This window comes from Mesorhizobium sp. M1312 (assembly GCF_040318115.1).
Lineage (GTDB): Bacteria > Pseudomonadota > Alphaproteobacteria > Rhizobiales > Rhizobiaceae > Mesorhizobium.
Map to the genome: position 1 here is coordinate 90,379 of NZ_JAMYLQ010000005.1, position 12,133 is coordinate 102,511.

General features: G+C 65.0%; 13 protein-coding genes and 1 pseudogene. 8 read left to right on the forward strand and 6 right to left on the reverse strand.

Annotation, left to right across the window (positions count from 1 at the left end):
* Nucleotides 1-138: 138 nt before the first annotated feature.
* The gene (locus NKH36_RS08780; protein WP_352961206.1) at nt 139-378 is read left to right on the forward strand and encodes a hypothetical protein; all 240 of its coding nucleotides are present in this window, start codon (nt 139-141) and stop codon (nt 376-378) included.
* Nucleotides 379-461: 83 nt separating this feature from the next.
* The gene (locus tag NKH36_RS08785) at nt 462-1,277 is read left to right on the forward strand and encodes an oxidoreductase (RefSeq protein WP_352961208.1); all 816 of its coding nucleotides are present in this window, start codon (nt 462-464) and stop codon (nt 1,275-1,277) included.
* A 77-nt stretch (nt 1,278-1,354) separates the two neighbouring features.
* Here NKH36_RS08785 and NKH36_RS08790 read toward each other — a convergent pair whose 3' ends face one another.
* From NKH36_RS08790 to hemC, 6 genes are all read right to left on the reverse strand, one after another.
* Nucleotides 1,355-2,071: a glutamine amidotransferase gene (locus NKH36_RS08790; RefSeq protein WP_352961519.1), complete on the reverse strand. Its 717-nt coding sequence runs from the start codon at nt 2,069-2,071 to the stop codon at nt 1,355-1,357.
* An 11-nt stretch (nt 2,072-2,082) separates the two neighbouring features.
* Nucleotides 2,083-2,562: a tellurite resistance TerB family protein gene (locus tag NKH36_RS08795; RefSeq protein ID WP_352961210.1), complete on the reverse strand. Its 480-nt coding sequence runs from the start codon at nt 2,560-2,562 to the stop codon at nt 2,083-2,085.
* A gap of 45 nt (nt 2,563-2,607) precedes the next feature.
* Complete coding sequence (locus NKH36_RS08800) at nt 2,608-4,209, reverse strand: heme biosynthesis protein HemY (protein WP_352961212.1); 1,602 nt, start codon at nt 4,207-4,209, stop codon at nt 2,608-2,610.
* 10 nt (nt 4,210-4,219) lie between these two features.
* A complete protein-coding gene (locus NKH36_RS08805) occupies nt 4,220-5,764 on the reverse strand; it encodes a COG4223 family protein (RefSeq protein ID WP_352961214.1) in 1,545 nt (514 codons plus the stop codon).
* A 313-nt stretch (nt 5,765-6,077) separates the two neighbouring features.
* Nucleotides 6,078-6,794 (reverse strand): uroporphyrinogen-III synthase, encoded by a 717-nt coding sequence (locus NKH36_RS08810; protein ID WP_352961216.1) that lies wholly within the window; start codon nt 6,792-6,794, stop codon nt 6,078-6,080.
* 1 nt (nt 6,795) lies between these two features.
* Nucleotides 6,796-7,722 (reverse strand): hydroxymethylbilane synthase, encoded by a 927-nt coding sequence (gene hemC, locus NKH36_RS08815; RefSeq protein WP_352961218.1) that lies wholly within the window; start codon nt 7,720-7,722, stop codon nt 6,796-6,798.
* A 105-nt stretch (nt 7,723-7,827) separates the two neighbouring features.
* Here hemC and tsaD point away from each other — a divergent pair, with 105 nt between their 5' ends.
* From tsaD to NKH36_RS08845, 6 genes and pseudogenes are all read left to right on the forward strand, one after another.
* The gene (gene tsaD, locus NKH36_RS08820; RefSeq protein WP_352961523.1) at nt 7,828-8,913 is read left to right on the forward strand and encodes a tRNA (adenosine(37)-N6)-threonylcarbamoyltransferase complex transferase subunit TsaD; all 1,086 of its coding nucleotides are present in this window, start codon (nt 7,828-7,830) and stop codon (nt 8,911-8,913) included.
* On the forward strand, nt 8,910-9,920 hold the full coding sequence (locus tag NKH36_RS08825) for an NAD(P)H-dependent glycerol-3-phosphate dehydrogenase (RefSeq protein WP_352961220.1): 1,011 nt from the start codon (nt 8,910-8,912) through the stop codon (nt 9,918-9,920). Before tsaD ends, NKH36_RS08825 begins: the two co-directional genes overlap by 4 nt.
* A 128-nt stretch (nt 9,921-10,048) precedes the next feature.
* The gene (locus tag NKH36_RS08830) at nt 10,049-10,345 is read left to right on the forward strand and encodes a YciI-like protein (protein ID WP_352961222.1); all 297 of its coding nucleotides are present in this window, start codon (nt 10,049-10,051) and stop codon (nt 10,343-10,345) included.
* Nucleotides 10,346-10,468: 123 nt separating this feature from the next.
* Nucleotides 10,469-10,894: an EVE domain-containing protein gene (locus NKH36_RS08835; RefSeq protein WP_352961224.1), complete on the forward strand. Its 426-nt coding sequence runs from the start codon at nt 10,469-10,471 to the stop codon at nt 10,892-10,894.
* 53 nt (nt 10,895-10,947) lie between these two features.
* A complete protein-coding gene (locus NKH36_RS08840; protein WP_352961526.1) occupies nt 10,948-11,547 on the forward strand; it encodes a class I SAM-dependent methyltransferase in 600 nt (199 codons plus the stop codon).
* Nucleotides 11,548-11,682: 135 nt separating this feature from the next.
* Nucleotides 11,683-12,101 (forward strand): annotated as a pseudogene (locus NKH36_RS08845) (DUF1761 domain-containing protein).
* Nucleotides 12,102-12,133: the final 32 nt, after the last annotated feature.

Genomic DNA, 12,133 nt, shown 5'->3' on the forward strand with positions numbered 1-12,133 from the left:
ATCATCCAAACGGAGCGTCGCGATGATCAACCTCATCGGTGGCGCGGCGGCATTCTTCCTGGCTGCGTCTCCATTGCACGCCGGTGAGCTGTCGGCCATGGCGGGGAGAGTATCCATCTCGGCGGTTTTCACGGCGTCTTGCACTACACCGACGAAAATGACGGCTATCGGGTGATCGCAACGATAGCGGATGGTGAGGCCGGGCTCCCGGTGCGCTTCTCGGCCACGCTCGCCGAAGGGCAGTCGACCACGATATCCGTGCCGGGCAAATTGGGCGAGCCTGAGCAAAGTCTTGAGCTGTCGCGCTCGGGCGACAAGCTTACCGTTACCGAGGTGGGGTCGACCTCCAACCAGACAACTGGGGCCATCGCCGAGTAATGCCCTCATCGGATCGCCGGAGCGTGCGCCATTTGTGCGCGCGACCGACGCCGGTAATCCAGAACAAAGAAAGAGTGATTTCCATGAACAAGACCAATCTAGGTGTCGCCCTGGTAACAGGTGCGTCCACCGGCATCGGGCACGCGACGGCCAAGGCCCTGCAGAACGCGGGCTTTCGCGTGTTCGGAACCAGCCGTCGCGCGGTCGCTGCACGATCCGACGGCGTTACCATGCTGACCTGCGACGTCACCGACGACGCGTCGGTGGCGAAACTGGTCGATGACGTGCTGGCCGAAACCGGGCGTATCGACCTGCTCGTCAACAATGCCGGCGTCGGCCTGCTCGGCGGTGCAGAGGAGTCCTCGACCGTCCAGGCTCAGGCGCTGTTCGACGTGAATGTCTTCGGCGTCCTGCGCGTGACCAACGCGGTCCTGCCGATAATGCGCCGTCAAGGGACGGGCAGGATCGTCAATTTGAGTTCGGTACTGGGGTTAATCCCAGCACCGTATTCCGCGCTCTATGCGTCGACCAAACATGCCATCGAAGGTTATTCCGAATCGCTCGACCACGAACTGCGCCATTTCGGAATTCGCGTCGTGCTGGTCGAGCCCGCCTATACCCGCACGTCATTTGAAGAAAATCTCGCCAAGCCGGACCAGTTGCTTGATATCTATGATGCTGCGCGCGCTGGCATGGATGTGATCCTGCGCAAGGCGATGGAAACAGGCGATGCTCCCGAAATCGTAGCCGAGACGGTCTTGAAAGCAGCGACCGATTCCGTTCCGAGAAGGCGCTATGCGGCGGGAAAAATGGCGCGCCAGGTCAGTTTCCTGCGCCGTTTCGTCCCGGCATCCGCATTCGACAAAAGCCTGCGTAAGCAGAACGGGCTGCCGGTCTGACGTCGACGATGACATCATGCTCGGTCGAGCCGGCAGGCGTGGTCAGCGCGCGGGGCCCGCGCCCGGCACGCGCTAGATTAGCTCAACGCCGGTTTGCCGAAGATCGTCTGCAGGAATTCGCCGAGCCAGCGCTTCAGATGCATGTCCCAGATCAGCCGGCCGCCGAGATGATCGCGGCCCGGCTGCGCGCCCGGCAACTCGAAGCGATGCGCGCCGCGAACCACCCAGCGCTGCATCATCGCCCGGGTCAATTCGCCATGGAACTGGATGCCCCAGGCATTGTCGCCATAACGAAAGGCCTGGTTGGGATAGGTTTCGGCCGTCGCCAGCAGCGTCGCGTCCTTCGGCAGCGAAAAGCCCTCGCGGTGAAACTGGTAGACAATCTCAGGCCAGCGCATCAGCTTCTTGCCATCCTCCGTCGCTTTCAGCGGATACCAGCCGATCTCGACCAGCCCCTCGCCATGACCCTCGACCTTGCCGCCAAGATGTTTGACCAGCATCTGCGCGCCGAGGCAGATGCCGAGCAACGGCCGGTTCTCCCTGAGCGGAACTTTCAGCCAGTCGGTCTCGCGGCGGACGAACTCGTACTCGTCATTGGCGCTCATCGGTCCGCCGAACACCACGGTTCCGGCATGACCGTCCAGTGTGTCCGGTAAGGCATCGCCGAGCGGCGGGCAGCGGAGATCGAGGTCGAAGCCTTCTTCAATAAGCATGTGGCCGACGCGCCCGGGGCTCGAACTCTCCTGATGCAGCACGATCAGGATTTTTGGTCTCGGCCTCGGCGTGGATGGCATGGGCATCCTGTCTATTCGTCGCTCGACGTTCCAGTGGCGCCCGGCGCATTGGCTGCCGCCTTGCGGCGTGCCTCGACGCGATCGTGGCGTTCGACATCCATCAGCTCGGCGACCCGCCAGACGATATTGTCCTCGAGTTCGTGCAATTCGCCATCGGCATAGACGATTTCCCACATCAGGCCGATGAAGGCTTTTCGCGCGTCCGGATCGAGCTGACGCTTCAATATGCTGGTGAAGGCGTAGAGGTCGATCGCCTCATTGTCGGCCTTCTCGCCGGCAGCGGCAAGCGCGTCGAGTTCGTCGCCGCTGATCGAATAGCTTTCCCCCAGCACCGCCTTGAACCGCTCCCATTCGGCATCCTGACGCACGCCGTCGGCACTCATCACATGGTAGAGAAGGGCGGATGCGGCAACGCGCGGATCATCGGCGTTGTTGCGGGCGCTGCCAGCTGCCGGCAGGTCCTTCAGAAACGACAGAACGCGTTCGAACATGTGATTCCCACTTCCCATCGGCCAAAACTATCAAGCTCAGCTGAATCAAAACAATCGAAACTTGCGTGGTGATTTTTGGTCTTCGTCGTCCGGATCGACGCCGGGATCGTCGGGCAGCCGGGCCAGTTCCTCCGCCGGTTCGACAGCTTCGGCATCCGGCGGCACCCCGGCAAACGCCGTGGCGTTGACCGGTGCAACATCGTCTTCGCCACTTTCCGAGGCCGCCGCGGTGGTCGGTCTTTCGGCCGAACCAGAGGGGTTCAGCTCGATCACATTTTCTTTTGCCGGCTTGATTGGTGCCGCGATAGTCGGCACCGCGGCGTCCGGCGCGTCCTCATCACTGTCGATGAGCTGGCCGAGCCGCTCCATCGGCGCCCGCCACTCGAAGGCGTCGAGCTTGCCGGTGATCGGCGACGCCGGCGCCCAGCGTTCGGAGACGACGCCGTCGGCAACCCAGGCCGGATCGCGCGGTGCACGCACTGCCTTGGACAAAAGCTGCCGAACCTTGCCCTGATCGCCGGTCTCGGCCTCCTCGATGTCGGCCAGAAGCAGATAGGCGCCTTCGCGGCGATCCATGCGGATGGCTGCCTCAGCCTCCTGGCGGGCGGTCTTGTAATCCTGCGCGTCGAGCGCGGCGCGCGCCACCGACAGCGACGATTCGGCGTGGTTCTTCTTCATCTCCTGCAGCTTCTTCGCCCGGTTCAGGCGGTCGAGCACGGCATCGCCTGGCCGGGCGTGGGTGTAAAGCTCCGCGATCTCCGGATGCGGCTCGGCTTTCCACGCCGCTTCGAGGACCTTCGCGCCCTTGCGCACATCATTCTGTCTGAACAGCAGTTTGGCCGCGATCACCGCTGCCGGCGCGAAATCCGGCCGCAGCCGGTTGGCCTCCAGAGCAGCGGTTTTGGCGGCATTGGGATCGCTGTCGATCAGCGCCTGCGCCTTAGCAGTGAGCAGCACGGCGCGACGCCGGTTGGCGGCATCGCGTTCGATCTGGCGCGTCGATTTCTGCGCCTCGACCAGTTTCAGCGCGCCCTCCCAGTCGCCGCGCCCGGTAAGATCTTCCAGCGTCGATTCGGCGGCCCAGGCCAGCTGCGGCGCCATCACCGCGGCGCGGCCGGCATAGTGCCGCGCTGCGTTGCGATCGCCGAGGCGCTCGGCCTCGAGATAAAGCCCGCGCAGGCCGAGCAGCCGCATTTCGGGATCGTCGAGCATAGTCTCGAACTTTTCGCGGGCACCCTCATGGTCGCCTTCGAGCAGCGAAGCTTGCGCCTCGAGCAGATGGATCAGCGGCTCCTGGTCGGAGCGGATCAGCTTTGCCGCTTCCTTGATCTTCTTGCGGGCGAGCGCTCCGTCACCGGCGCCGGCCGCGATCATACCGGTCGACAGCGCCTGATAGCCGCGATCACGACGGCGCACACGGAAATAGCGCGAGATGGTGTAGGGGCTGTTCCACAGCGCCTTGAGCAGCCACCAGACGATCATCACCGCGGCAACCACGGTGACGACCGCTACCGCGGCCACCATCAGGCTGACCTGGTATTGATAGCCGCTGAAGGTGACGACCATTTCGCCCGGCCGGTCGGCCAGCCAGCCGAAACCCAGCGCGAGCGCGAAAACGACGGCGAGGAAAAGCAGAATGCGAATCATCGGGTTTCCCTCACGCCTTCATCGCACCTGATATCAGCGCGTCGACCTGCTTCTCGACCTCGATTCGCGCCTTCAGTTTGCCGGCAAAGTCGGCGCCGGCAGCCTTCACCGCTTCGGGCAGTGTATCGTATTCGCTGAGCGCCTTGGCGTAGTCGCCCTGGTTGACCGCCACCTCCATACGGGCGACGATTTCCGGCGCCCCGGCGCCTTCGACAGCACCGATCGGCCTGACCTTGACCAGTGATTCGGCGCTCGACAGCAGGTTTTGCAGGAAGCCGGCATTCTGGTCGACGGGCTCGGAGGCAGTGACCATGGCATTGGCGGCGGCAGGCATTTCGGCGGCGATCTCAGCCCGGGTCGAAACGCCCTTTTCGGCGTAGGGACGTAAGGTTGCGATCTTTGGCGCGCCCGGTGAAATCGCCGCAAAGGTTTCGAGTTCGGCGGCGAATGGCGCACCGCGATCGAGGGCTGCCTTCAGCGCCGAGGCGGCGATGGCGAGCGCAACCTTCGGCTGCCCGGCCTGTGCCTCGACCTTGCCGGAAAGCTGCGACACCGACTGTTCCAGCGCCGCAAGGCGGCCGTCCTGCGCCTTTGCCGTCTCACCGGCGGATTTCACCGCCGCGTCGAGCCCGGCCAGCTTTTCGTTGAGCGGGCCGAGATCGACCGGCGCCGTATTGCCGGCCTGGCCAAGGACAGCGACCGCCGTCTCGATCTGCCTGACCTTGTCGCCAAGGGCTGCAAGCCCGGCAGTGTCGCCTGCTCCGCCCTGCTCGACCGCCGATTTCAGCGCCGCGACATCCGTCCTGACCTGATCCAGCGCCGCCGACAGCCCGTCCACCTTGGCCGACGCATCATTGTTGCCGGCTGTGTCCTTGAGCCCGGCGATCTCGCTCTTCAACGCAGCGATTTCGCCATTGATGCTATCGAGCGACACGCCGCCCGAGGAGACATCGCCAGCCCCTGGCGCGCCGAGCAGGCCGGCAAACTGCAGCCCTCCGGCGGCGGCCAGCGCAATGACGCCGCCGATAATGCCGGCAGCGATGCCGTTGATGCCGCCACGCTTCGGCTGCGCTGCCATGTCTTCATTCCCTATCTGGGTTTCTTTCGGCGCTTCATCGGTCCCGCTGCTGGTCGCCGTCCCGCTGGTCCCCGTCCCGCTGGCCCCCGTCCCGCTGGCCCCTCTCCCGCTGGCTTTGGCGGATGCTTCGTCGAAGCTGTAGTCGAAGGCTCGGTTCGCGGACGCCTCCGCGCCGGCCGGATAGGTCGGTTTGGGTCCTTCAGGACCTTTGGCACCGCCCTCTGCCGGCTCTTCCGAGCCGGCCGGCGGGGCCGCGTCGGCATGTTCCCACGGCTCGATGTCGGTCTGATCGGCATGGACGGGTTCTTCAGGCGCCTCCGGCTGCGAAGCGTTCGCCGCTTCCTCCGCCTTCGCCTCGTCGGTCCGCCCGTTGGCGGCGTCCTCGTCGGCAACGCGCGACACGGCGCCGGGTTCGAGCTCGATGGTCACCGGCTCGCGACGGCTTTTCGAATGCCGCATCTTCGGCGTCTTGACCATGCTTGGGCTCCGCAAAATTCGCTTCGGGATGGTTTAGGAAGGGTCTAGCACATCACCAAGCGGTGAAAAGGGGCGGCGTGATGACGCCGTGGCTTCAAGGTCAGTTTTGGCAAAGCGCCGCAGGGGCCGTGTCTGCACTTCAGGGAGATCAGAAACAAAAAAACCCGCCTTGGCGGCGGGTCGTCGGCGCGAATGAGCACCATAAATAATTTTTAGCACAGCTGCCGGCACAAAGCAAGAACAAACATGCTGATCCAGGCAGTCGCCCCGGCACCGACGTCTGGGAGGGGCAGGCAGCAGCGGCAGGTGCCGGTCAGCGCCGCGCCCGCAAAAGTCGCAGCAGCGCGTCTTCGCTGGGCTCAGGCGCTATCCGGATCCTGTCGCCGGCGACATCGTCCAACGCTGCGGCAATGCGCCCCGACAAAGCGAAGAAAACTGTCCTGTCAAAAACGCCAAGCAGCGCCGGCCGGCCGGCCAGCGCCTGCATCGCTGTGGCCGCGTTGGCCGAATAGAGCAGCACCGCCTCGACCGGCAGGCCGAACAACCGCGCAAGGACGGCCTCGTCGGAATAGTCCAGCGCGACGGTGTCATAGGTCTCGACGGCGCGGACGTGAACGCCAGCCGCCTGCAGCCGCTGCTCGAAACCCGAAAACCGCACCCGCCCGCACAGATAGACGATGGTCTGTCCTGCGTAACCGCCGGCAAGCGAATCGGCCAGCGCCTCGGCGTCGCCTGGCCCTTCGCTGACAGACAGAACCCCTGCTGCACGAGCCGCTTCCGCTGTCCTTCTGCCGACGGCATGGCAGGGCAAGCCGGCGAGAGCTGCGATGATTTCCTTCGGCGCGTAGCGCACGGCATTGGCGCTGGTGACCGCGACCGCCGCTGCTGTATCGGCGACCCCGTCCGCATCGATCGGCAGAGCCACCGTCTCGGTCAGCGGCAGCAGGATCGGCTCAAACCCCTGGTCCTCAAGCCGCTGCGCCGTGCGCGAGGCGCCCGGTTCCGGCCTCGTCACCAGGACGCGACGCATATCAGGCCCAGCCGTCGAAGAATTTTTCGCCGGCCTTGGCCCGCACGGTCCTGGCGGCCTCCTCGCCGATGCGGGCGGCATCTTGGGCGGGGGCCTCCACCTTGACCTCATGGGACTGCGTACCGTCCGGCGAGATGATCAGACCGGCAAAGAAAACCGTTCCGCCCGATATCGCCGCATGGCCGGCGATCGGCGTGCGGCACGACCCGTCGAGCGCCGCCAGGAAGGCGCGTTCGCAGGCCAGCGCCTGCCCGGTCGGCAAATCATGGATTGCCGTCAGCATCCTTTCCATATCGAGGTCGCCGATGCGGCTTTCGATGCAGATCGCGCCTTGCCCCGGCGCCGGCGGAAAGGTGTCGAGCGGCATCAGGTCGGTGATGACATCTTCGAGCCCGAGCCGCTTCAGCCCGGCATAGGCGAGGATGGTGCCGTCGGCGACGCCCTCGTCGAGCTTGCGTAGCCGCGTCTGCACATTGCCGCGGAACATCACCACGTCGAGGTCCGGCCGCATCCGCTTTATCAGTGCCTGGCGCCGCAGCGACGATGAACCGACCTTCGCGCGGTGCGGCAATCCGGCGATTGTTTTGTCCGCCTTGCCGACGAAAGCGTCGCGCGCATCTTCGCGCGGCAGGAAGGCGGACAGTTCCAGCCCGTCGGGCAACACCGTCGGCATGTCCTTTGACGAATGCACGGCGATGTCGATGCGGCGCGCCAGCAGCGCTTCCTCGATCTCCTTGGTGAACAGGCCCTTGCCGCCGGCTTCCGACAGCGGCCGGTCCTGGATGCGGTCGCCGCTGGTCGAGATGACGACCACTTCGAACGCCTCGACCGGCATACCGTGCGCGGCCATCAGTCGCGCCTGCGTTTCATGCGCCTGGGCCAGCGCCAGCGGGCTGCCGCGTGTTCCGATTTTCAAGATTGTTTGCATGGCGCGCCGTCCGTGATAACCCCCGGCAGATTGAGGCCGTTTTCCGGGCTTCCTCCTAACGGGGAAAGACTGGTTGCACAATCTCTGGGGGATAGCGACGAATTGATCCGCGTTCTGGGCATTGAGACGAGTTGCGACGAGACCGCCGCCAGCGTGGTGGCGCTGGACGGCGGCGGCGCGCCGAAAATCCTGTCCGATATCGTGCTCAGCCAGATCGAGGAGCATGCCGCCTTCGGCGGCGTCGTCCCGGAAATCGCCGCGCGCGCCCATGTCGAGGCGCTGGACGGCATCATCGAGGCGGCGCTTGCCGATTCGGGCGTCGATCTCGCCGACATCGACGCAATTGCCGCGACAGCCGGGCCCGGCCTGGTCGGCGGGCTGATCGTCGGGCTGATGACGGCCAAGGCGATCGCCGCCGCGGCGAACAAGCCGCTGATCGCCATCAACCATCTCGAAGGCCACGCGCTGACCGCGCGGCTGACCGACAGGCTCGATTTTCCCTACCTGTTGCTGCTGGTGTCCGGCGGCCACACGCAGATCGTCGCGGTGCGTGGCGTTGGCGACTACCAGCGCTGGGCGACAACCATCGACGATGCGCTCGGCGAAGCCTTCGACAAGACGGCCAAGATGCTCGGCCTGCCCTATCCCGGCGGACCGAATGTCGAGAAGGCGGCGGCGACCGGCGACGCCACGCGCTTCGCCTTTCCGCGGCCAATGAAAGGCTCGGCGCAGCCCGACTTTTCTTTTTCCGGGCTGAAGACCGCCGTGCGCCAGGCAGCGACGGCCATTGCCCCTTTGAGCGACCAGGACGTCGCCGACATCTGCGCCTCGTTCCAGGCGGCAGTGGCGGATGCGCTGGACGATCGTGTTTCGAGGGCGCTGAACCGATTCCGTCAGGAGTTCCCGAGCGAACTGGACCCCGCGCTTGTTGTTGCCGGCGGTGTCGCCGCCAACCGGACGATCAAGACGACACTCGAAGCCCTATGCGAGAAAGCCGGCTTTGTTTTCGTCGCACCGCCGCTCAAACTCTGCACCGACAATGCGGCGATGATCGCCTGGGCCGGCATCGAACGGCTGCGCGCCGGCATCGCGGGTGAAAACACCGCCGGTTTCGTGCCGCGCTCGCGCTGGCCGCTGGACAGCATCTCTGCCCCGATGGTCGGCTCGGGCCGGCGCGGAGCCAAGGCATGACCGGTAGCGGGCACCAGGCGCCAAGCGGCTGGCGCATTGCCGTGCTCGGCGGCGGTGCCTGGGGCACGGCGCTGGCGCTGGCCATGCTGAGGGCCGGTCATTTCGTCCGCCTCTATGCCCGCGACCCGGAGACCGTCGCCGCGATCGACCGTGGCGAAAATCCGCGCTATCTGCCGGGCATCGCGCTCCAGCCCGGCATCGTGGCAACGAGCGACATCGAGGCCGCGCTCGACGGCGCCGACTGCGTTCTGGCGGTGGCGCCGGCGCAGTCGCTGCGCGCCATGCTCGCCACCGCGAAAGGCCCTATGCCGAACGGCGTCCCGCTGGTTCTCTGCGCCAAGGGCATCGAGCGCGACACCGGCGCGCTGCTGTCGAAGATCGCTAGAGAAATCCTGCCTGAAAATCCGGTTGCCGCCCTGTCAGGCCCGAGCTTTGCCACCGACGTCGCCAGGGGGCTGCCGACGGCCGTGGTGGTCGCCGCCCGCAGCGAGGATCTGGCGGCCGACCTGGCCGCTCGCTTCTCGGCGCAAAATCTGCGCTGCTATTCGAGCGACGATCTCATCGGCGTCGAGATCGGCGGCGCGCTGAAGAACGTCTTCGCCATTGCCGCCGGCGCCGTCACCGGCGCCGGGCTCGGCGCCAGCGCTCAGGCCGCCATGGTGACGCGCGGCTTCGTCGAATTGCGCCGCATCGGCGCTGCCTTCGGCGCCAGGCCGGAAACGCTGATGGGACTTTCCGGCCTCGGCGACCTTTTGCTCACCTGCTCGTCCGCCCAGTCGCGCAATTTCGCCTACGGGCTGGCGCTGGGACAAGGCAAGCCACTTGCCGGGCTGCCCTTGGCCGAAGGCGTGCCGACGGCGGCGATCGCCGCCCGCATTGCCGCCGAGCGCAAGATCGACGCGCCGATCATCACCGCCGTCGCCGCCATACTGGAGGGCACGATCACCATTCGCCAGGCTGTGTCGGCGCTGATGACAAGGCCGCTGAAGACCGAAACCGATGTTTAGAGCGACGTGTGTCCGCTTGGACGCACAAAGTACGCTCTAACACTTGAACCTGCGCATCTTGCTTTCCGAAAATCGATTCCGATTTTCGGGCCGATGCGATAAGTCTCGAACAATCCGGAGATGAAAAGATGCTGTTTGCGTTGATTTGCAAGGACAAGCCTGGAAACCTGCAGGTGCGGCTCGATACGCGGCCCGAGCATGTTGCCTTCCTGGAAGGATTGAACGGCGAGAAGAAGCTGGCTTTCGCCGGTCCGTTCCTCGACGCCGACGGCAAGCCGAACGGCAGCCTCGTCGTGGTCGAGGCGCCCGATCTGGCCGCAGCACAAGCACTGTCGGCGGCAGACCCCTACGCCAAAGCCGGGCTGTTCGAAAGCGTCGAAATCCGGCAATGGAATTGGACCTTCAACAAGCCGGCGAGCGCATGACCCCGAAAATCGGAATCGATTTTCGGAAAGGATCATGCGCAAAATCAAAGTGCTACATCGCCGCGCGTCTGAAAGACGCGCGGCGCTGTAGCTGATCGCTAGCCGCCAGGAGGAGCAAAAACAATGAACTATTGGCTGTTCAAATCGGAGCCGTCGGTCTTCTCCTTCGAAGCGCTGAAGGCGAAGGGCAAGGCCGGCACGCAATGGGACGGCGTGCGCAATTATGCGGCGCGCAACAACATGAAGGCGATGCAGATCGGCGATCTCGGCTTCTTCTACCATTCCAACGACGGGCTCGATGTGGTCGGCATCGTCGAGGTCTGCGCGCTGGCCCATCAGGACACGACATCAGACGATCCACGCTGGGAATGCGTCGATATCCGCGCCGTCAAGGATATGCCGAAGCCGGTGACGCTGGAACAGGTCAAGGCCAATCCCAAGCTTGCCGAGATGGCGCTGGTCCGGCTCGGACGGCTTTCCGTCCAGCCGGTGACGCCGGCCGAATGGAAAGAGGTCTGCCGCATGGGCGGCCTGACGCCGGCTCCGTGACGGCGCTGACGCCAAACAGCGCGAAAAACTTCATCCTCGACAACACGGCGCTGATGGCGCCGCCGCATGTGCCGGAGATCCTGCTGCATCTGGCCGACGAGGCGCACGACTTGTGGCAGCGGACCGAGGACGAACTGGCCGAAATCGGCCTGCCGCCGCCTTTCTGGGCCTTCGCCTGGGCCGGCGGCCAAGGCCTTGCCCGCTACATCCTCGACAATCCGTCTGATGTGCGCGGCAAGCGCGTGCTCGACTTTGCCTCCGGTTCCGGCCTTGTCGCCATTGCCGCGGCGAAGGCCGGCGCGGTAGAGGTGATCGCCGCCGACATCGACCCGTTCTGCGCGACCGCGATCCGTCTCAACGCCGAGGCCAATGATGCCGGGATAAAGTTCCTTGGCTCGGACTGCATCGGAACCGATGCTGGCTGGGATGTGGTTCTGGCCGGCGACGTCTTCTACGACAAATCCTTCGCCGACCGGATGATGCCATGGTTCGCGACGTTGAAGGCGCGCGGCGCCGACATTATCGTCGGCGATCCCGGCCGTTCCTATATGCCGCAAGCAGGGCTGGAGCCGCTTGCCGTCTATGAAGTGGCGGTAACCCGGGCGCTGGAAGACGCCTTGGTCAAGCGCACGACCGTCTGGCGGTTTGCTTGACGGCATCGCCGAACGGGCGTTCCATCACGCATCGATTTTGAGAATACGCATGTCGTTGTCCCAATGCCGTTGGGCACCCCCGGTTCGTGGCCCGGGGGCATGCTTTTGGGCGACATGCTTTCCGGGAGGGAAGCCATGGATTTTTCAGCAGTGAACTGGCTGGCGGTGATCGTCGCCGCCGTGGTGGCGTGGTTGTTCGGCGCTGCCTGGTACATGGGCTTGAGCAAGCCCTGGCTCAAGGCCGCCAAGCTTGACCCGGCGACATGAACAAATCGCCGTTGCCCTTCGTCGTCAGCTTCGTCGCGGAAATTGTCATGGCGCTCGTCATGTCCCTGATCATCGGAGCGATGACCGGCGGCGCACCGAGCCTCGTTGCCGGGCTCGTCTTCGGCTTCGTTCTCTGGCTGGGATTCGTCGCCACGACGCTATCCGTCAATCATCGCTACGAAGGGTTCGGCTGGGATCTGACCATCATAGACTGCGGCCACTGGCTCGGCGTGCTGCTGATCATCGGCGCGGTGATCGGCTGGTTCGGAGCAGATGTCGCGGGCTGACCCTGCCGCCACGAAATAGGTCGACGACCGCC